This window comes from Streptomyces sp. NPDC059247 (assembly GCF_042754005.1).
Lineage (GTDB): Bacteria > Actinomycetota > Actinomycetes > Streptomycetales > Streptomycetaceae > Streptomyces.
On the sequence record NZ_JBHYZW010000004.1, the window covers coordinates 376,475 to 396,386 of the forward strand.

Below are 19,912 nucleotides of genomic sequence, written 5' to 3' on the forward strand. Positions count from 1 at the left end.
CCCCTGACGGAGTCCGGTCCGCTTCCTCGACGGCAGGCGCTCTCAGCCGCGCAGGGCCTGGACCGCGGTGTCGAGCCGCTTGCCGAAGTCGCCGTCCGCCTTGCGGAAGTTGTCGACGGCACGCTCGACGATGTCGTCCCGGGAGACCTTGGCGATGAAGCCCGCCAGGTTCGCCACGAGACGGCCCTTCTCGTCCTCCGGCATCAGACGGTAGAGGTTGCCCGCCTGTACGAAGTCGTCGTCCTCGGCGTGCGAGGGGGCGGCGTGGTCGCCGGTGACGCCGGAGACGGCGGCCGACCGCCAGAGCGGCCGGTCGGTCTGGAAGGGACCGCCGAAGCTGTTCGGCTCGTAGTTCTTCGCGCCCTTGTGGCGGCCGTCGTAGAGGAAGCCGTCACGGGAGTGGGTGCGCGCCTCGGTGGCGTGCGGGCGGTTCACCGGCAGGTGGTCGGCGTTGATGCCGACGCGGTAGCGGTGGGCGTCGCCGTAGGCGAAGAGGCGGCCCTGGAGCATCTTGTCCGGGGACGGGCCGATGCCGGGCACGAAGTGCGCCGGGCTGAAGATGGACTGCTCCACCTCGGCGAAGACGTTCTCCGGGTTGCGGTTCAGCTCCAGCCTGCCGATCTCGATCGGCGGGTAGTCCTCGTGCGGCCACACCTTGGTGAGGTCGAACGGGTTGAAGCGGTAGTCCGCCGCGTCGGCCGCGGGCATGATCTGGACCTGCACGGTCCAGGTGGGGAAGTCGCCGCGCTCGATGGACTCGCGCAGGTCGCGCTGGTGCGAGTCGGGGTCCTCGCCCGCGAGGCGGTTCGCCTCGTCCTGGGTGAGGTTCTTGATGCCCTGGTCGGTCTTGAAGTGGTACTTCACCCAGAAGACCTCGCCGGACTCGTTGTTCCACTGGAACGTGTGCGAGCCGTAGCCGTTCATATGACGGTACGAGGCGGGGATGCCCCGGTCGCCGAACAGCCAGGTGACCTGGTGGGTCGACTCCGGGGAGAGGCCCCAGAAGTCCCAGACGTTGTCCGCCTCCTGCGAGCCGGTGTACGGGTCGCGCTTCTGGGTGTGGATGAAGTCGGGGAACTTGATGGCGTCCTTGATGAAGAACACCGGGGTGTTGTTGCCGACGAGGTCGTAGTTACCCTCCTCGGTGTAGAACTTCAGCGCCCAGCCGCGCGGGTCGCGCACGGCGTCGGCGGCGCCGAGGTTGCCCGCGACGGTGGAGAAGCGCAGGAAGGTCTCGGTCTCCTTGCCGACCTCGGAGAGGAACGCCGCGCGCGTCCACCGCGAGACGTCACGGGTGAGCGTGAAGGTGCCGTAGGCGCCCGCCCCGCGCGCGTGGACGACCCGCTCCGGGATGCGCTCGCGGTTGAAGTGGGCGAGCTTCTCCATGAGGAGCTGGTCCTGGACGAGGACCGGCCCGCCGACGCCCGCCGTCTCGCTGTTCTGGTTGTCGGCGACCGGCGCGCCGGCCTCCGTGGTGAGCGGTCCCTGCGTCACGTGCGCCTCCGACGTCATGTCCTGCGTGTCCTGTCCTCCGGCCCGGTCCCGGAAGGGGGACCTCGGCCGTTGCCGTTCCCGATCCTACAATGGACATTGTCTAAGTCAAGTGAACTTCCAAAGTCACACCTGTTCGGAGTGGAACCCCCCGACTGTTAGGCTGGCCCTCATGAGTGACCTGTTGGAACGACTGCGCGGACGCGGCTGGCGGATGACCGCGCAGCGGCGCGTCGTGGCCGAAGTGCTCGACGGGGACCACGTACACCTGACCGCCGACGAGGTCCACGCGCGCGCGGTGACGCGACTGCCCGAGATCTCGCGCGCGACCGTCTACAACACGCTGGGCGAGATGGTCTCCCTCGGCGAGGTCATCGAGGTGGCGACCGACGGCCGCGCCAAGCGCTACGACCCCAACGCGCACCGGCCCCACCAGCACCTGGTCTGCGCCCGCTGCGGCGCGATCCGCGACGTCCACCCGGGCGGCGACCCGCTGGCGGACCTGCCCGCCACCGAGCGCTTCGGCTTCACGATCTCGAACGTCGAGGTCACCTACCGGGGCATCTGCCCGAGCTGCGCGACCACGGCCTGACCCGGCCCGCGTCCCCCTGGAAGGCCCCCGCCACGGCGGGGGCCTTCCGCGTACGCGCCCGCCCGCACCCGTCGGAGCCCGTCCCGGAAGACACCGGGACGCGCCGGAACACGACGAAGGCCCGGATCCAGTGACTGGATCCGGGCCTTCGCTGCTACTGAGTAGCGGGGACAGGATTTGAACCTGCGACCTCTGGGTTATGAGCCCAGCGAGCTACCGAGCTGCTCCACCCCGCGTCGGTAGACCCGACTCTACGGGACGGCCCGCGACCAGCGCAAATCCATTGCCGAGGGGCACCCGGCCGTCACGCCGTGAGCTCCTGATGGAGCGCCTCGCTCAGCCGGGCCGCCCGCTCGGCGACCTCCGCCGGGCCCAGCTCCACCGCGCGGGCGCACCAGTGGCGCCCCTCGGTCAGCTCGCCCCGGCGGGCCGCGAGCAGCGCCAGGCGGAGCGCGGCCCGGCCGTGACCGGCTCGGGCCGCCCTGGTCCACCAGAGGGCGGCCTCGCGCTCGCTGCCCTCGCGGGCGAGGAGCAGTCCGAGGTTGAAGGCGCCGTTGCGGCTGCCCGCCTCGGCGGCCTCGCGGTACCAGCGGGCGGCCTCGGCGAGGTCACCGCGCCCGGCGGCGAGCATCCCGACCCGCACCTGGGCGCGCCGGTGGCCCTGCTCGGCGGCCCGCTCGTACCACTCCTCGCACTCGCTCTTCTCGTCCTGGGGCGCGCCGAGCACGGCGGGGCCGGGCTCGGGCCTGCGGGCGTCGAGGACCGAGGCCAGCCGGAAGGCGGCCTCGGCGCTGCCGCCGCCCGCCGCGCACCGCAGGTGCCGCTCGGCGGTCCGCTCGTCGCCGTCCCTGAGGGCGGCGATGCCGACCTGGAGGGCGGCTTCGGTGTGTCCGGCGGCGGCGGCCCGCTCGTACCAGACGAGGGCGGTGCGGTCGTCGTCCCGGCCCGCGTGCAGGATGCCCAGGTTGAAGGCGGCGTCCACGCTGCCCGCCTCGGCCGCCTTGGAGAACCAGGGCTCCGCCCCGTTGGCGTCGCCCGCCTGGAGGAGGAGTACGGCGAGGGCGTTGGCGGCCTCGCGGTGGCCCGCGTACGCGGCCCTGCGGTACCACTGCTCGGCCTGCGGGATGCGGTCCTGGGCGGCGCAGAGCAGCCCGAGGTTGTAGGCGCCGTTGACGTCTCCCGCGTCCATGGCGGCGCGGTACCAGCGCTCGGCGGTCTGCTGCTCGCCCCGGGCCGCGTGCAGCGCGCCGAGGGCGTTGGCCGCGTTGCCGTCGCCGTCCTGGGCGGCGCGCAGCCACCACACGGCGGCGCTCTCCTCGTCGCCCGCGTCGCGGAGGAGGAAGCCGAGCGCGCAGGCGGCCCTGGCCTCGCCCTCCTTGGCGGAGCTGAGGTACCAGCGGCCGGCCTCCTTCAGCTCGCCCCGGTGTTCCAGGAGCGCGCCGAGGTGGAGCGCGGCCCTGCGGTGGCCGCGCGCGGCGGCCTGCCGGAACCACTGCTCGGCCTCGGTGGGTCCGCCCGCGGGCTCGCCGGTGGCGGGCAGGGCGGGGCCGGGCGCGGTGGCGCCGGGGGCGATGGCGGCGGCGGGCACCCTGAGCCGGGTGCCGGTATCGTGCGGGCCCCGGGTGGTCTCGGTGGCGCGGCGCTCCAGGGCGAGGGCGAGCCGGTAGGCGGCCTCGCGGTGGCCCTGTTCGGCGGCGGCGCGCAGCCAGCGCTCGGCGCCGACGTCGCTGCGGTGCTCCAGGAGGTCGGCGAGGGCGTACGCGCCGAGGGCGTGGCCCTGCTCGGCGGCCTGGCGGAGCCAGTACTCGGCGGCGGGTTCGTCGCCGCGCTCGCGGTGGTGGCGGCCGAGCGCGTGGGCGGCGGGTGCGGAGCCCGCGACGGCGGCCACCCGCCACCAGCCGGCGGCCTCCTCGGCGTATCCGCGCTGGTGCAGCAGGACACCGAGGTTGTTGGCGGCGGCCCGGTCGCCCTCGGAGGTCGCGCCGCGCAGATGGGGCTCGGCGCCGTCGAGGTCGCCGCGGCGCAGGAGCAGGGCGCCGAGGGCGCTCATCGCGGGGACGTCGCCGTTCTCGGCGGCGCGTCGGTGACGGGCCTCGGTCTCGGTCTCGTTCTCGGTGTCGGCATCGGCCGGGGTGGCGGTGTCGAGGATCGCATCGACGGCCCTCGCTGCCTCGATGATCTCGTCTGCGGCGTTCCTCGCGTGCCGCTGCACAAACCGCCCTGTCTCCAACAGAGTTGCCCTGTCCCCCATAAATACCATCGTCGCACCACCCGCACCCGAGCACACCTGGTATACCGCAGCCAGTGAGGTCACTCAGCGTTTTGTCGACATGCCCACAGAGAGACAAGTCAAACACGACTCACACCAACTCGCCCTTCCCTGCCGCCCTTCACGCCCCTTCGCGTCTCGACACACGACGAGGGCCCGGATCCATATGGATCCGGGCCCTCGTCCTCTGAGTAGCGGGGACAGGATTTGAACCTGCGACCTCTGGGTTATGAGCCCAGCGAGCTACCGAGCTGCTCCACCCCGCGTCGGTGAAACCACAGTATCACGGACGCGGGATGGAAAACCTCAGGTCAGCCGCCCGATCCGGTCGTCTTGAGGCTGGCCCCGGCCTCCGCGGCCCGCTGGAGCGCGGCCTGCAGATCGTCCTGGGCCTTGCCGTACGCGGTCCAGTCCTGCTTCTGCAGGGCCGCCTCGCCCGCGTCGTAGGCCCTCTGCGCGTCGGCGATGGCCTGCTTCAGCGCGGCGTCGCCGGTGGCGGGCGGCGGGTTGGTGGTGCCCGGCGGGGTCGTGGGCGTGGTGGGCGGTGTGGTGGGCGCCTCCACCCCGAAGACCGCGTTGAGCGCCTTGGTGAGGTTGTCCTCGAACACCGTGGTGTCCTTGGTCGTGTCACCCGCCGGCTGGTCCGCGTCCACGTACGACACCGCGACCTTCTTCAGGAGCGGGTAGAGCGCGTTGCGGCCCTGCGCGTACACCGGTTCCACGTAGAGGAATCCGCCGTCGAGCGGGACGGTGAGCAGGTTGCCGTACTGGATGTCGGAGTCGGCGCCCTTCATGTCCCGGACGAAGGTGGCCACCGACGGCAGACCGTTCAGCTTGCTCTGCACCTGCGCCGGACCCGGCACGTCCTCGGTGACCCTGAGCAGCCTCAGCCGGCCGTACTCCTTGCTCGTGGCGTCGGCGTCGACCGCCATGAAGGCACCGAGGTTGGGCCGTCCGTTCGGCGTGAACGTGGTCGTCAGCGAGAACCGCTGCGTCGTGTCCCCGGGCATCTTCATGCTCAGGTAGTACGGCGGGACCGCGTTGCCGTCCTTGTTGGTCGGGTCGTCCGGCACCTGCCAGGCGTCCGAGCCGCTGTAGAACTGCGCCGGGTCGGTGACGTGGTAGCGGGTCAGCAGTTCGCGCTGGACCTTGAACATGTCCTGCGGGTACCGCAGGTGCTGCATCAGGTCGGTGCCGATCTCCGACTTCGCCTTGACCGTGTCGGGGAAGGCCTTCATCCAGGTCTTGAGGACCGGGTCCTGGGTGTCCCACTGGTAGAGGCTCACCGTGCCGTCATAGGCGTCGACGGTGGCCTTCACCGAGTTGCGGATGTAGTTGACCTGGTTCTGCTGGGCGACCACGGCCCGCTGCTGGTTGCCGACGGTCAGCGAGTCGGCGGTGGTGTCGCCGAGCGTGGTCCGCGAGGCGTACGGGTAGCCGTTGCTGGTCGTGTAGGCGTCGACGATCCACTGGATCTTGCCGTTGACGACCGCCGGGTAGGCGTCGCCGTCGATGGTCAGCCACGGCGCGACCGCCTCGACGCGCTCCTTGGGCGTGCGGTTGTAGAGGATCCGCGAGCCGTCGCCGATGGCCCCGGAGTAGAGGATCTGCGGCTCGCTGAAGGCCACCGCGTACGCGGCGCGGTTGAAGGTGCTGGAGAGGCTGACGCCGCTCTTCTCCTTGTAGCTGGTGGTCTTCTCGCCGTTCTCCTCGTAGTCCAGCTCCTTCTGCGGGCCGCCCACGATCGAGTACTGGTCGGTCTTCTCGCCGTAGTAGATCCGCTGCTGGTACGTGCCGAGGTTGCCGGTCGTCGGCAGTCCGGACTCGGTGAAGACGGGGGAGCCGTTGGCGTCCGTCTGCGTGCCCGAGGCCATGATCGCGCCGTAGCCGTGGGTGTAGGTGAAGTGGTCGTTGATCCAGTTCCGCTTCGGGATGCCCTTGATGTTGAGCTCGCGGAGACCGACGACGGTGTCCTTGCCCTGGTAGCGGTCCACGTCCAGGGTTGTCGGGAACTGGTAGTACTTCCGCTTCTGCTCCAGCTGCTGGAACGTCGGCGAGACGATGTTCGGGTCGAGGACGCGGTAGCTGGCCGCCGTGTCGGCGTTCGCCCGCAGCCGGTCCTTGGCCTTGACCGTCGACTTGCCCGAGTAGTTCTCCAGCTTCGTCCCGTCGATCGCGTACGCCTGCCGGGTCGCGTCGATGTTCTTCTGGATGTACGGCGATTCCTTGGCCTGCTCGTTCGGCTGGACCTGGAACTTCTGCACGATCGCCGGGTACAGCCCGCCGATCAGCACCGCCGAGAGCACCATCAGGCCGAAGCCGATGACCGGCAGCTGCCAGGTGCGGCGCCAGAGCGTCGCGAAGAACAGCAGGGCGCAGATCACGGCGATGCAGAACAGGATGGTCTTCGCGGGCAGGTACGCGTTGGCGTCGACGAACCGCAGACCCGTCCAGTTGCCGGTGGCCTTGAAGTCGCTGGACTTCACCGCGAGGCCGTACCGGTCGAGCCAGTACGCCACGGCCTTCAGCGACACGAAGACGCCGAGCAGCACCGAGAGGTGTCCGGTGGCGGCGGCGGTGGCCCGCGCGCCCGGACTGGTGATCCGCAGTCCGCCGTACAGGTAGTGCGTGACCGCGGCGGCGATCAGCGACAGGACGGCGGCGGCGAAGCCGACGGACAGCAGGAAGCGGTACCAGGGCAGGTCGAAGGCGTAGAACGCCACGTCGAGCCCGAACTGCGGGTCCTTCTGGCCGAAGCGCTCGCCGTTGACCCACATGAGCCAGGCACGCCACTGGCCCGAGGCGGAGGCACCGGCGATCAGCGCCACCAGGGCGGTGACCGCGAGCAGCACCCACTTCTTGAACGGGGCGAGACCCATCCGGTACCGGTCGAGGCTCTGCTGCTCCAGCGACATCGCGCTGAGCGGCGGCCTCAGCCGGTACGCCAGCCAGATGTTCAGCCCGACGGCGAGGCCCATCAGCAGCCCGAAGACCGCGAACAGGCCGATCTTGGTCCACAGCATGGTGGTGAACACGGACGAGTACTCGACCGAGCGGTACCAGAGCCAGTCCGTCCAGAACCCGGCGAACATCACGAACGCCATGGCCAGGACGGCCAGCACCCCGAGAGTCATGAGCAGGGTGCGGGCCCGCCGGGACGGCCGGCCGACTCTCATCCTCGGCCCGGACGGCCTACCGCCCCGGTCCGGCATCTGGAAAGCCAACGTGCGCCCCTCGATGTTGATGCGTCTGAAAAGCAGGCCCCGCGATCGTAGAGCCCACTGATGCAACTTACTGAGGCTTTACCTAGTTCCCGTGTTCCGGGGTGGAGGAGGCAGGATATTGGTCATGTCCAACCTTTCCCCCTCCGGCCCGGCCATGGCAGCGAGCCCCCTCACCCGCGCGGTCCTCGAGATCGACGAGTACGCGGCGGGCCTCGGCTGGGACCAGCCCGCCCGTCTCTTCGCCCTTGTCGACACCGCGCGGCTGCGCGCCAAGGAACCCGCGCTCGCCTCCCAGCTGGGGCTGGGCGCCGACGCCACCGCCTACACCCCGATCGAGCAGGACAAGCTGCCGCGCGGAAAGCCCCTCGACGAGTTCCTGGGCACGATCGCCTGGCCCGCCGGTGTGGTGGGCTGCGCCATGACGGTGGAGCGGCTGATGCTGCCGCCGTCGGCGGAGGCCCAGGTCCCCCAGGGCCTGAACGAGAAGCAGCTCGCCAAGTGGGTGGCCGGCCACCCCGACCGGCAGGAGGTGCGGATGACGGTCGCGGTGCTGCGGAGCGGCGCCCGCGAGGCGGCGATCCGGCTCCGCGAGAAGGACAGCGCGACCGAGGTCCTCACCGGCCCCGACCTGGTGCCGGGCCTCGCCGAGGCACTGACGGCGACCTTCGAGTCCTGACCGGGGACCATCGCGAGGGAGGGACTCCCGGCCGACCCGGCCGGGAGCCCCTCCCCATGAGCCCCTCCCCATGAGCCCCTCCACGGGAACCCCTCCCCCGGGGCCCGCGCCGTAGACCCTTTCCCCGCAGGTATCACGCCGTGATCACGGGCGACGGATCGCGGGGGGGGGCGGATCACGGGCGACGGACGCGGTCCCGGTCCTCTTCCGTCAGCCCTTTTCCGTCAGCCCTTCGAGCAGCTCGGCAGGGCCTTCGCGTCGCCGTCCCTGAGCTTCTCCAGCGACTTCCTCGCGTCGTCGATGGTGTCGACCTTGATGAGGGTCAGACCGTCGGGCGTGTCGGCCGCCGCGGACTCGCAGTTGTCGGCCGGGGTGAGGAAGTACTGGGCGCCCGCGGCGCGCGCCCCCACAAGCTTCATGTCGATGCCGCCGATCGGGCCGACCTTGCCGTCGTCGTCGATGGTGCCGGTCCCGGCGATGAACCGGCCGCCGGTGAGGCTCTCCGGGGTCAGCTTGTCGACGATCCCGAGGGCGAACATCAGACCCGCGCTGGGCCCGCCGACATCGGCGAGGTTGATGTCGACGGTGAACGGGAAGACGTGGTCGGTGCCCGCCTGGATGCCGACGACGGCCCGGTCGCCCTCCTCCGACGTGGTGGTCCTGATGACCACCTTCCGGGTGACGGTCGGCTCCTTGCGCGCCTTCTCCGCGGCAGCCGCCTCCTTCACCGGGACGATCGTGAACTCGACGTCCTGGCCGGGCTTCCGCTTGACGACCTCCCGGGCCACATCGGCCTGCTTCACGATCGGCACCCCGTCGACGGCCCTGATCACGTCACCGGCGTGCAGCTTGCCCTCGGAGGGCGACCCCTTGACCACGGCGCCGACGACGACCCGCGAGACCACCGGGATGTCCAGTTCCTTCAGGGCGGCCACCTTGGCGCTCTCCTGGGACTGGCTGAACTCCTCGGCGTTCTCCTGGGTCGACTGCTCCTCGGTCTTGCCGTCCGGGTAGAGGGTGTCGTGCGGCACCACCACGTTGTCGTGGGCGAGCCAGCCGTAGACGGCCTCGACGGCGTTCATCCGGTAGTCCGCGCTGGTGACCCGGACCGTCGTCATGTTGAGGTGACCGTCGGTCGGGTAGGTCTTGTGTCCCGAGATCTTCAGGACGGGCTCTCCCCTGGCGTCACCGAGGGTGTTGACCGTGGGGCCCGGGCTCATCTCCGCGTACGGCACCGGGATCAGAACGCCCGCGATGAGCAGACAGATCAGGACCAGGGTGGAGGCGAGCATCGTCGCGGTGCGGCGTGGCATGGAACGACAGTACGGGACTCGTCTGTGGGCGCACCTGTGGGGCGGGGCCGTACGGAGGGCCCGTGTCAGCCCGGGGCGGAGGTGGGGGCGGGGGCGGCCGTCGCGGCCGGTTCGCGCTCCGGCCGGGGGGCCTCGGAGGTCGTGGCGTGGGCGCGTTCCATCGCGTCCCGGAAGCGGGCGTAACCGGCGAGTTCGGCCACGTCACCTATGGTCTTGTTCCTCGAAGCCCAGCTTCCCCATATCGCCGCGCCGACGACTGCGAAAAGCGGAATAAGCAACCAGGCCAGCGCTGCCATCCCGACCTCCCATCCCCAGTGAGTTGATCAGCAGACTGTGTCATCTGTGGGGTCAACGCTCGCGCGTGGGGGCCGGTTACGCAAATCGGGCGTTCGGCTACGTCGTGTCGGCGCGTCGGCTTGCCCGTCCGGGGTCCGGCGGGGCAGCCGCCGGACGGGTCTCAGCAGGCCCCGACCCACTCCTCCGTACCGTCCGAGAACGTCTGGTGCTTCCAGATCGGCACTTCGTGCTTGAGGTCGTCGATGAGTCTGCGGCAGGCCTCGAAGGCCTCGGCCCGGTGCGGGCAGGACACCGCGACGACGACCGCGATGTCACCGACGCGCAGCTCGCCCACCCGGTGGACGGCGGCCAGCGCCCGCACCGGATGGTTGGCGGCCACCTTCTCCGCGACGCGCCGCAGCTCCGCCTCGGCGCTCGGGTGGCAGGAGTACCCCAGCCCGTCGACGTCCGTGCCGCCGTCGTGGTCGCGGACGGTGCCGACGAAGAGCGTCGTACCACCGGCGGCGTCGTCACCGACCGCCCGGAAGACCTCGTCCACGGAGAGCGGGGTCTCCCGGATCGCGAGGAGCTTGATCGGGTCGGCGGCGGCCAGCTCGCCGGGGTGGTCATGCTTCGGTCCCATGCGCCCATCGTGCCGCACCGGTCCGACATCCCGGAATTAGCGGTATCGACCTGCGGTCGGCGGCCCGTCTCGGAGGGTCCTACAGATCGCGACGGGCCACCGGACCGTACGGGACGGTCCGGACCGGGGCACGCGCGGGCGTACGCGGGTCGGCGGGGCCGTGTCCGGACGGCGGACCCGGGGCGGTGGCGAGGGACGAGGGATGGGAGCGAAGGGCGGGGGCGGGCCGGTCCTCCGCCGGACCTGGACGGCCCCTCCGGGCGCGTCCGCCCCGGTACGGGTCCCGGGCCGCCACCGGCCGCCGAAAGGGCCTCACGCGTGCGCGTACGGCCGGAAGCGGTGTCGCCGGGCCCGACACCGTCGTACGCCGTCTCGGCCGTGCGCGTACGGCCGGAAGCGGAGACAGGATGATCTGCCGTCCCCGGGAATGGGCGCCACGCGTGCGCGTACGGCCGTCCCCGGCCGGACCGGGTACGGCCCCGGTCAGATCCCGCGCCGCTTCCGCATCTGGCGGACCAGGGCCGCCGTGCCGAGCAGGGCCACCGTCGCACCGGCCGCGCCCGCCGCCGTGGCGTCCTTGCGGCCGAGACGGCGGCCCGCGACCGTGTGGCGGCCCGCCGCCTCCGCGAGGAGCGCGGCGAGGACCTCCTCGTTCGTCCACTTCGGACGCCATCCGGCGTCGTGGAGCCGTCCGACGCTCACCACCCACGGGTGCATGGTGTAGGCGAGGTCGCCCGCCGGGGACGGGGTGAGGCCGATCCGGTGGAGCCGGGCCGCCGCGCCGAGCGCGACCGCCGAGGGCAGCTCCATGCGCCGGATGCCGGACAGCTCCTCGACCTCCTCCTGCTCCAGCCAGCCCTCGCAGCCGACCGCCAGCTCGCCGTCGACCTTCTCCAGGGCCGCGTACTCCAGGGCGCTCACCAGGTCCTCGACGTGGCAGAACTGCCAGGTCGGCCGGGACCCGGCGACGACGAGCAGCCGGGGCGACTCGAAGTAGCGGGTCAGCGCCGTGTCCGTACCGCCGACGAGGACGGCCGGGCGGACCACGGTGACGTTGAGCCCGGGGTGCGCGCGGGGCGCGCGGCGGCCCAGCCGCTCGATCTCCAGGAGGTCGCCCACGCCGGTGGCCTCCGCCGTCGCCCGGAGCTCGGCGTCCTCGGAGAGCGGGATGTCGTTGTCGGGCAGGGCTCCGTAGACCATCGCGGAGGTGCACAGGACGACCCGGTGGACGCCCGCGGCGGCGGCTGCGGTCAGCACGGTCTGCGTACCGCGCACGTTGTAGGCCGTCCGGGCGGCGGAGTCGGTCTCCAGGTCGAGGTCGACGGCGAGGTGCACGACGACGTCCGCGCCGCGCAGCTTCTCCGCGATGGCCGGATCGCGTACGTCGAGGACGTGCCAGTGCGCCTCGGCGACCTCGCCCCGCCGCTCGTCGACGGCGACGACCTTCCTGACCTCGTCGGACGCGACCAGCCGTCTGATCAGCAGATCACCGATGCCGGACGCGGCGCCGGTGACCGCGACGACGGGGCCGCGCACGGCGGACCGGGTTGAGGGGTTTCGCGCTCCGCGAACCTGTGGATCTGGGGAACTCACCGGGCGTCTCCAGCGGTTGTCTTCAGTACGTACGGGCATGACGCGTACGGACCAGGTGGCGTCCATCCTGCCGCAGGGCACGTCCCGGCGGAGCACCGAGCCCGAATCCGGCTCGGATGTCTACGCTGGTGGTGTGCGGGGCCCCTCAGACGGGCCCCGGTCGGGCAGTCGCCGTCGGCAGGAGGCCGGCGGCCCTACGAGCCGAGGAAACCCGTGAGTGACACCCCATTCGGATTCGGCCTTCCGCCGGAGGAGCCGGAGAACGGCGACGAGGGCAAGAAGAAGGACCCCGCCGGAGGTGGCCAGGGGTCCGGAGGCCAGGGCGGCAACCCGTTCGGCGCGAACCCGTTCGGCTTCGGCGGACCGCCGGGCATGGGCGGGCCCGGCGGCGCGGACAACCCCTTCGCGGCGATGTTCGGCTCCCTGAACCCCAACGACCTCGGTGCCGCTTTCCAGCAGCTCGGGCAGATGCTCAGCTACGAGGGCGGTCCCGTGAACTGGGACATGGCCAAGCAGATCGCCCGCCAGGTGGTCGCCCAGGGCACGCCCGACGGCGTCAAGGACGCCAGTGTGGGACCGGCCGAGAAGTCCGCCGTCGAGGAGGCCGTGCGCCTCGCCGACCTCTGGCTCGACCAGGTCACCCCGCTGCCCTCCGGGGCGGGCACGGCGGTGGCGTGGAGCCGCGCGGAGTGGGTCGAGGCGACCCTGCCCGCCTGGCAGCAGCTCGTGGACCCGGTCGCCGAGCGGGTCGGCGCCGCGATGGGCGACGTCCTGCCGGAGGAGATGCAGGCCATGGCGGGCCCGCTGATCGGCATGATGCGCTCGATGGGCGGCGCCATGTTCGGCCAGCAGATCGGGCAGGCCGTCGGCGCGCTGGCCGGTGAGGTCGTCGGCTCGACCGACGTCGGTCTGCCGCTGGGCCCGGCCGGGCGCGCCGCGCTGCTCCCGCTGAACATCGAGGCCTTCGGCAAGGACCTGGGCGTGCCGTCCGACGAGGTGCGGCTCTACCTGGCGCTGCGCGAGGCCGCCCACCAGCGGCTCTTCGCGCACGTGCCGTGGCTCCGGGCGCACCTGTTCGGCGCGGTCGAGGGGTACGCGCGGGGGATCAAGGTCGACACCTCGAAGCTGGAGGAGGCGGTGGGCCAGCTCGACCCGACGCATCCCGAGCAGTTGCAGGAGGCGCTCCAGCAGGGCATGTTCCAGCCGGAGGACACCCCGGAGCAGAAGGCGGCCCTGGCCCGTCTGGAGACGGCGCTGGCGCTCGTCGAGGGCTGGGTGGACGCGGTGGTCCACGAGGCCGCCAAGTCGCGGCTGACCTCGGCGGACGCGCTGCGCGAGACGCTGCGCAGGCGCCGGGCCTCGGGCGGTCCCGCCGAGCAGACCTTCGCGACGCTGATCGGTCTGGAGCTGCGGCCGAGGCGGCTGCGGGACGCGGCGCGCCTGTGGGCGTCGCTGACCGACGCGCGCGGGGTGGACGGCCGGGACGCGCTGTGGGAGCACCCGGACATGCTGCCGACGGCCACGGACCTGGACGACCCGGACGGGTTCGTGCACCGCGAGCACCTGGACTTCTCCGAGCTGGACAAGATGCTGGGCGAGGCGGCCGAGGGTCGTTCCGGCGACGGGGGCCGTTCCGGCGACGGCGGTCCCTCCGGTGACAGCGAAGGCGACGAGGGCAAGGGCGACGGCGCGAAGTGAGCCTGTACGACGACGCGGTCCAGGTGCTCAAGGAGTACGAGGGCCAGCCCGAGCTGCGCGAGCTGTATCTGGGGCATCTGGCGGAGCACCCGGACGGCATGTACAAGCCGTGCGGGGCGGGTCATCTGACCGGCAGCGCGCTGGTGGTCGATCCCTCGCGTCGGCGGGTGCTGCTGACGCTGCACAAGAAGCTGGGTCTGTGGCTGCAGATGGGCGGCCACTGCGAGCCCGGTGACCTGTCGATGGAGGCGGTGGCCCTGCGGGAGGGCGCCGAGGAGTCGGGGATCGACGGTCTGACGCTGCTGCCGGGCGGTCCGGTGCGGCTCGACCGGCATCCGATCCCGGCGCCCTGCCACTGGCATCTGGACGTGCAGTACGCGGCGCTGGCCCCGGCGGGTGCGGCGGAGCGGATCAGCGAGGAGTCGCTGGACCTGCGCTGGTTCGCGTACGACGAGGTGGCGGAGGTGGCGGACACCTCGGTGGTGCGGCTGCTCGAAGGGACGCTGGCCCGGCTTCCGTAGGCCGGGCGGGTGAGAGGGGCCCGGGGGCGGTCGCCGTGGTGACCGCCCCCGGGCCCCGGTGTCTCCGGGGCGGTCAGTTCCAGGCGTTGTTCTGGTTCTGGGCGTGGGAACCGTGCTGTCCGGCGCCGTACTGGGCGGCGATGCCCTGGCCCACGGCCAGGTGCTGCGGGGGCATGACCTCGCTGGGCTGGACCAGTGCGAAGCCCTGGCCGAGGAAGCTGAGCTCCCAGCCCTCGCCGGTGTCGCCGCGTCTGCGGCGGACGCTGGAGCTGTGCGTCTGCGCCTGCATCTGGACGCGCAGTCCGGTGGACCAGGCGACGATCGCGTCCGCGTCGGCGCTGACGTACTTGTCGGGGGTGACGTGCATCATCAGGGGCTGGCCCGAGGTCATCAGGGCGACCCTGCCCCGGCCCGAGATGTTGAGCTGGTACTTGCCGGTGCCCGAGACGCCGTACTGGCTGTCGACGGCGATGACCTCGGTGTGGAGGGTGGAGTCGAGCGCGAGCACATAGGCGCTGTCGACGGTCAGGCCCTCCTGTTCGACCTCGACGACGTGCACGTGCTGGGCGAGGTTGGCGAAGTAGACCGTGCCCTGGCCGGAGCAGCGCATGAGGTCGAGGCCCTCGCCGGTCCTGGCGTGGGACTGCCGCTGGTTCGTGGTCCGGTACTCGCCGTCGAAGTCGATCAGTCCCTGGTACGCGACCATGGCGCCCTTGCGGGCGAGGACGTCGTCCTGTCCGGTGAGGCTGACCCGCAGGAGCTGCGGGTTCTGGACGACGTACCGCTCCTGGCTCTGCTGTTCGGCGTGGTGGAAGAGCGGGCTCTGCATGGTGTTCTCGCTTCCCTCAGCCCCGGGCCCGCAGGCGGTCGGTGCTGTCCTCGCTCGGCTGTACGACGACGATTCCCTGGCCCGAGAAGGCCATCTGGTAGGCCTCGCCGCTGCCCCGCCCGATGAGCGAGGAGGCCTTGAAGCTGCGCTTGCCCTTGACCTTGAGCGACGGCGACCAGGCGACGAGCGCGTCGGGATCGACGTACGTCTCGTCCTCGCCGCTTCCGCAGTCGACGACGACCGGGGTGCCCCGGGAGGTCAGGGCGACCCAGCCGGTGCCGGTGACCGTCACGTTGAACAGGCCCTGGCCCGCGATCTTGGCGAGTCCCTTGACCCGCTCGACGCCCCACTGGAGGTGGGCGTCGAAGGCGAGCACGTTGGTGCCGTTGACGGAGAGGGAGTCGTTCTGGAGGTTGACCACGACGACGTCGGCGCCGTAGTCGGCGAGGTAGAGCAGTCCGTCGCCGGAGCACTTCATGACCGGGGTGCTCTCGCCGGTGATCCACTGCTGTGCGATCTGGCGGACGGCGGGCGGGTTGGGCTCGTAGGTGATGAAGCCCTCGTAGGCGATCATCGAGCCGGTCCTGGCGTAGAGGTCCTGGCCGGAGGCCATGGCGACCTTGAGCATGGCGTGGCCGTGGTTCTCCATCCGGGCCACGACGGGGGTCGGGGCGTAGCCCGCGAGTTGCTGGTTCATGTCTTCGGGCTCCCTCAGACCTCGTAGGGCTGGACGACGACGAAGTTGCCGGGGGCTCCCCGGAACTGGAGGTTCACGGTCTCGCCGCTGTGGCCGGGGTAGGCGTTGCGGCGCAGCCGCACCTGGCTGGAGAGGATGACCTGGGAGGCGGCCGACCAGGCGACGACGGCGTTGCTGTCGACGAAGGTGGTCGGGGTGACGGGCAGCACGACGGGGGTGCCGTGGGTCTTCACGACGACGGTGCCGGTGCCCTGGAACTGCATGGTGAAGAGGGCGCCGCCGGGGATGCCGTGGCCTTCGACGCGCCGCACCTCGTACTGGAGGGACTCGTCGAACGCGAGGACGTTCTCTGCGGAGACGCAGATGGCGTCGCCCTGGAGCTCGATGGGGTGCAGGTGGGAGCCCTCCTCCGCGAGGAAGACCTGGCCCCGGCCGGTGCAGCGCATGAGCTGCATCTCCTGGCCCGTGGCGTTGCCGACGATCCGGCCCGCGAAGCCCGCGCCCTTGTAGCCGAAGTCGACCTTGCCCTGGTACATGACCATGGAGCCCTGGCGGGCGAGGACGGGAGAGCCGCCCGAGCCGAGGTCGACCCGCATGAGCTGCTGGTTCTGCGGGGTCCAGCGGGCGCCGGTGGCGGTCTCCTTGTACGGCGCGAGCGCGGCGGCGAGGCCCGCGCCACCGGCCGGGACGCCCTGCGGGACGCCGGGCTGCTGCCCGTGCGCCGGGCTCTGCCCGTACGGGGCGGGGGCGGCTTGCCCGTAGGGGGGCTGGCCCTGCGGCGGACCGTAGGGGCCGGGCGGCTGCTGTCCCGGGAACTGGCCGGAGTGCCCGCCCGGGGGCTGCCCGGGGAGCTGGCCGTACGGGGGAGGTCCCGGCGGCTGCCCGTAGGGGGCGGGGGCCGGGCCGGGCGGCGGGACGGGGGCGGGCACCAGCGGGGCCACCATCGTGGGCGCCGTGTGGACCGGCGGCGCGGGAGCCGGGGGCGCGGGAGCGGGCGGCGCGGCGGGAGCGCCGAACCCGGGGGCGGGCGCCGGGGGCGCGGGAGCGGGCCCGGGTGGCGGTGCGAAGGCGGGGGGCGCGGCGGCGCCCGGCGGCGGGGCGAAGCCGGGGGGCGGGGACTGCCGCGGTTCGGCGGCGGGCTCCTCCTCGGCGACCTCGCCGCCGAAGTTGCGCAGGAGCGCGTCCAGACCGCCGTCGAAGCCCTGGCCCACGGCGGCGAAGCGCCACACGTCCTTGAGGTAGAAGTCGCCCAGCATCACCGCGCGCTCGGTGGAGAACTCCGAGCCGGTGAACGCGTACCGCGCGACCTCCTCGCCGCCCGCCACGATCCGCAGGTGGCCGGGGCCGATCTGGGACATCTGGCCCGCGCCGTCGACGGTCGCGGTGAAGGACAGCTTGTGGACGTGCGCGGGGACGCGGTCGAGCGTGACGCGGAAGGACTCGGTGTCACCTGCCTGGGCGCCCAGCAGCTGGACGGACTCCTCGGGCGTCTTCGGCTGGTTGAAGAAGACGAAGTACCGGTCGTCGGAGAGCCGCTCCTCGGCGTCGAGCCCGAAGCAGCTGATGTCGAAGGTCAGTCCGGGTGCCGAGATCTGGACGCCGACGTACAGATCCGTCCCCGCGGTCAGATCACTGATCTTGGCCTTGTGGCCGCGTTGGAATTCCCTGGCCATGCGTTACGACCGTCCCCCATCCCGAATGGCTGTGTGCTCGCGCCAGGCTAACCGCTGGGTACGACATCGAGACAGGGCGGTTGGATTTCGGTACGGAATCGGGAAACAGCCCGGGAACAGCCCCGAAGCTCATTCCTCGTGCGCGGTCGGCGGGTGCGGGAGGCGGTCGGAGGCGGCCACGCCCTCCAGGTAGCCGCGGGCCCGCTCGGTGCGCGGATAGGCGTCCAGGAGCCGCCAGAACTCCGGTCCGTGCCCGGGGACGAGCAGATGGGCCAGCTCGTGCAGGAGGACGTAGTCGACGACGTACTCGGGCATTCCCCGGAGTCGATGGGAGAGCCGGATGCTGCCCTCGGCGGGGGTGCAGGAGCCCCAGCGGCTGTTCTGGTTGGTGACCCAGCGCACCGAGCCGGGGCGGGCCCGGCCTTCGAGGTACTGCTCCGAGAGGTGCCCCGCCCGCTCGGTCAGCTCACGGTCCCCGAGGACGCCCCGGTTCTCCCGGGCGGCGAGCTTGTCCAGCATCACACCGACCCAGCGGCGCTCTTCCGCCTCGGACATCCGGGCCGGGATGAGCACCACGGTCCGGTCGCCCTCGCGGTAGGCCGAGACGGTTCTCCTGCGGCGCGCGCTTCTGCGGACCTCGACCGCGCTCGGCCCCGCACCTCGGTGCGGTTCGTCGGTCACGCTGCGCTGTGGGTCGGCGGGCACGGTCTCGACGTTACCCGCTACCGACGGGGGAAGTCCCGTCTCAGGGGTGGTTCCGGGTCGAGTCGGGGTCGGGTCGGGGTCGGCCTCCGGAACCGACCCGGGCTGTTCCGGAGACCGACACCGGGCGCATTCGAATGACTAATCCCCCTTGCCTGTGGACAACTTTCCACGCCGTTCGCGGCGGCGGGGCATTCTCGGTCCGGACGGCGAAAGAACCGATGTCGATCATGAAATAAGCGGGTACGGAACGAGGGCGGGGGCGGGAAATGCATCCGATGGTGAAACCGGCGCTGCGGCGGGCCTGGCGGGGGCTGCGCCGCGTCCAGTTCGGCGTCACCCCGGCACACGCGGTGGTGCTCGATCCGGTCGCCCCGGAGACGGCGGCGGTGCTCGGGCTCCTCGACGGCACCCGGGGCGTGGAGCTGCTGCGGGCCGAGGCGCGGGCACGGGGCCTGCCGGACGGGCACCTCGACGCGCTCCTCGGGCGGCTGCGGTCGGCCGGGCTGCTCGCCGACGCGGCGCACGGCAGGCCCGGCAGGCCCGGACCGGCGGCCGGGCCCGGGGACACCGCCCTCGACCCGCTCCGCGCCGATCTGGCCTCGTTGTCCGTGGTCCATCCCGAGCCGGGCCGGGCCGTGCGGGTCCTCGCGGCCCGGCGGGCGCTGCGCGTCCAGGTCAGGGGCGCGGGGCGGGTGGGGACGACGGTGGCGGCCCTGCTGTCGGCGGCGGGCGTGGGCACGGTCGAGGTGCTGGACTCGGGCCGGGTCGAGCCCTGGGAGACCTCCCCCGGCGGGCTGCCGGACGAGTCGGTGGGCGAGCGGCGGGCGACGGCGGCCCGGCGCTCGGTCGGCCGGTGGCGCAGAAGGCCGGGGCTGCGGGGCGGCCCGGGTGGCAGGACCGGGAGCGACGGGCCAGGACCGGTGGTCCCGGGTCCGGACGGTGGCACGGCGCGCGGAGGGGGCCGGGGGTCCGGCGGTGACCCGGTGCCTGGCGATGGCCTGGGGTCCGGCGGTGGCCCGGTGCCTGGCGATGGCCTGGGACCTGGGAGGGGCAGTGGCGGTGGCAGTGGCAGTGGCCAGGAGTGCGGCCACCGCCGGGGAGGTGGCGGTGGCCAGGGGCGCGGCGGTGGCTCAGGGCGTGGCCGTGGTGGAGCGGGGCGGGGACGTGGACCGGGTGAGGGGGTCGACGGGGCCGGGCTCTCACTCGTCGTGGTGACACCGAGGGACGGACTCGGGGCGTACGTCCCCGATCCGGTCGCCGCCGGTCCCTTGATCGCCACCGGCACCCCTCATCTCTACGCGGGGGTCCTGGAGGCGACGGGCGCGGTCGGGCCGCTCGTACTGCCGGGCGGCACCGCCTGCGCGCGTTGTCTCCAGGAGGGCCGGACGGACGGGGAACCGGACTGGCCCCGGCTGCTCGTCCAGTGGCGCTCGGGCGCCCCGCAGCCGCTGCCCGCCTGCGATCTGGGGCTGGCGACGGCGGTGGCGGGACTGGCCGCCGCGCACGCGCTCGCGTTCCTGGACGGGGACCTCCCGGCGAGCACGGGCACCCGCTGGGAGACGACACTGCCGTTGCTGGAGTGGCGGGCGGAGCGGCTGAGGCCGCATCCGGCCTGCCCCTGCGGGGCGGCGCGGGTGACGGAAGGGGAGCGCACCTCGTCGGCCGGAGGGACGCAGGACACAATGGCGGGGTAACGGCCCTGCGCGGCACGG

The 19,912-nt window shown here is 72.3% G+C and carries 16 protein-coding genes and 2 tRNA genes; 5 read left to right on the plus strand and 13 right to left on the minus strand.

Annotation, left to right across the window (positions count from 1 at the left end; all coding sequences use genetic code 11):
• Positions 1 to 42: 42 nt before the first annotated feature.
• On the minus strand, positions 43 to 1,512 hold the full coding sequence (locus ACFXGN_RS11585; protein WP_384856642.1) for a catalase: 1,470 nt from the start codon (positions 1,510 to 1,512) through the stop codon (positions 43 to 45).
• Positions 1,513 to 1,663: 151 nt separating this feature from the next.
• Between ACFXGN_RS11585 and ACFXGN_RS11590 the strand changes: the two genes are divergently transcribed.
• A complete protein-coding gene (locus ACFXGN_RS11590) occupies positions 1,664 to 2,083 on the plus strand; it encodes a Fur family transcriptional regulator (RefSeq protein ID WP_351781696.1) in 420 nt (139 codons plus the stop codon).
• A gap of 162 nt (positions 2,084 to 2,245) precedes the next feature.
• Here the strand turns inward: ACFXGN_RS11590 and ACFXGN_RS11595 are convergent.
• The 4 genes from ACFXGN_RS11595 to ACFXGN_RS11610 all read right to left on the minus strand — a co-directional run bounded on the left by ACFXGN_RS11595 (position 2,246) and on the right by ACFXGN_RS11610 (position 7,564).
• A tRNA-Met gene (locus ACFXGN_RS11595) sits at positions 2,246 to 2,319 on the minus strand.
• Between the two features lie 68 nt (positions 2,320 to 2,387).
• Positions 2,388 to 4,343 (minus strand): sel1 repeat family protein, encoded by a 1,956-nt coding sequence (locus ACFXGN_RS11600; protein WP_384856645.1) that lies wholly within the window; start codon positions 4,341 to 4,343, stop codon positions 2,388 to 2,390.
• Positions 4,344 to 4,544: 201 nt separating this feature from the next.
• Positions 4,545 to 4,618 (minus strand) — tRNA-Met (locus tag ACFXGN_RS11605).
• A 45-nt stretch (positions 4,619 to 4,663) separates the two neighbouring features.
• Positions 4,664 to 7,564, minus strand: coding sequence for a UPF0182 family protein (locus tag ACFXGN_RS11610; protein WP_384856856.1), 2,901 nt, complete (start codon positions 7,562 to 7,564; stop codon positions 4,664 to 4,666).
• A gap of 136 nt (positions 7,565 to 7,700) precedes the next feature.
• Between ACFXGN_RS11610 and ACFXGN_RS11615 the strand changes: the two genes are divergently transcribed.
• Complete coding sequence (locus ACFXGN_RS11615) at positions 7,701 to 8,252, plus strand: PPA1309 family protein (protein WP_366440205.1); 552 nt, start codon at positions 7,701 to 7,703, stop codon at positions 8,250 to 8,252.
• A gap of 224 nt (positions 8,253 to 8,476) precedes the next feature.
• Here ACFXGN_RS11615 and ACFXGN_RS11620 read toward each other — a convergent pair whose 3' ends face one another.
• The 4 genes from ACFXGN_RS11620 to ACFXGN_RS11635 all read right to left on the minus strand — a co-directional run bounded on the left by ACFXGN_RS11620 (position 8,477) and on the right by ACFXGN_RS11635 (position 12,077).
• Positions 8,477 to 9,565 (minus strand): PDZ domain-containing protein, encoded by a 1,089-nt coding sequence (locus ACFXGN_RS11620; RefSeq protein WP_384856648.1) that lies wholly within the window; start codon positions 9,563 to 9,565, stop codon positions 8,477 to 8,479.
• A 65-nt stretch (positions 9,566 to 9,630) separates the two neighbouring features.
• The gene (locus ACFXGN_RS11625) at positions 9,631 to 9,765 is read right to left on the minus strand and encodes a hypothetical protein (RefSeq protein ID WP_384856862.1); all 135 of its coding nucleotides are present in this window, start codon (positions 9,763 to 9,765) and stop codon (positions 9,631 to 9,633) included.
• Between the two features lie 257 nt (positions 9,766 to 10,022).
• Positions 10,023 to 10,484 carry a molybdenum cofactor biosynthesis protein MoaE gene (locus ACFXGN_RS11630; RefSeq protein WP_384856651.1) on the minus strand — a complete coding sequence of 154 codons (462 nt, stop codon included), beginning with the start codon at positions 10,482 to 10,484 and terminating at the stop codon, positions 10,023 to 10,025.
• A 483-nt stretch (positions 10,485 to 10,967) separates the two neighbouring features.
• Positions 10,968 to 12,077, minus strand: a complete 1,110-nt coding sequence (locus tag ACFXGN_RS11635) for an SDR family oxidoreductase (protein ID WP_351781685.1) — start codon at positions 12,075 to 12,077, stop codon at positions 10,968 to 10,970.
• A 213-nt stretch (positions 12,078 to 12,290) separates the two neighbouring features.
• Here ACFXGN_RS11635 and ACFXGN_RS11640 point away from each other — a divergent pair, with 213 nt between their 5' ends.
• Positions 12,291 to 13,775 (plus strand): zinc-dependent metalloprotease, encoded by a 1,485-nt coding sequence (locus ACFXGN_RS11640; protein ID WP_384856653.1) that lies wholly within the window; start codon positions 12,291 to 12,293, stop codon positions 13,773 to 13,775.
• Positions 13,772 to 14,296, plus strand: a complete 525-nt coding sequence (locus ACFXGN_RS11645) for an NUDIX hydrolase (protein WP_384856656.1) — start codon at positions 13,772 to 13,774, stop codon at positions 14,294 to 14,296. Before ACFXGN_RS11640 ends, ACFXGN_RS11645 begins: the two co-directional genes overlap by 4 nt.
• Before the next feature lie 73 nt (positions 14,297 to 14,369).
• On the opposite strand, the gene ACFXGN_RS11650 is transcribed toward ACFXGN_RS11645, so the two are convergent.
• From ACFXGN_RS11650 to ACFXGN_RS11665, 4 genes are all read right to left on the minus strand, one after another.
• Complete coding sequence (locus ACFXGN_RS11650) at positions 14,370 to 15,125, minus strand: AIM24 family protein (protein ID WP_384856659.1); 756 nt, start codon at positions 15,123 to 15,125, stop codon at positions 14,370 to 14,372.
• 16 nt (positions 15,126 to 15,141) lie between these two features.
• Complete coding sequence (locus tag ACFXGN_RS11655; RefSeq protein WP_384856662.1) at positions 15,142 to 15,822, minus strand: AIM24 family protein; 681 nt, start codon at positions 15,820 to 15,822, stop codon at positions 15,142 to 15,144.
• 14 nt (positions 15,823 to 15,836) lie between these two features.
• Positions 15,837 to 17,495 (minus strand): TerD family protein, encoded by a 1,659-nt coding sequence (locus ACFXGN_RS11660; protein ID WP_384856665.1) that lies wholly within the window; start codon positions 17,493 to 17,495, stop codon positions 15,837 to 15,839.
• A 129-nt stretch (positions 17,496 to 17,624) separates the two neighbouring features.
• A complete protein-coding gene (locus tag ACFXGN_RS11665) occupies positions 17,625 to 18,200 on the minus strand; it encodes a M48 family metallopeptidase (protein ID WP_384856667.1) in 576 nt (191 codons plus the stop codon).
• 266 nt (positions 18,201 to 18,466) lie between these two features.
• On the opposite strand from ACFXGN_RS11665, the gene ACFXGN_RS11670 reads away from it, so the two are divergent.
• Positions 18,467 to 19,894: a ThiF family adenylyltransferase gene (locus ACFXGN_RS11670; RefSeq protein WP_384856670.1), complete on the plus strand. Its 1,428-nt coding sequence runs from the start codon at positions 18,467 to 18,469 to the stop codon at positions 19,892 to 19,894.
• The last annotated feature ends 18 nt before the right edge of the window (positions 19,895 to 19,912 follow it).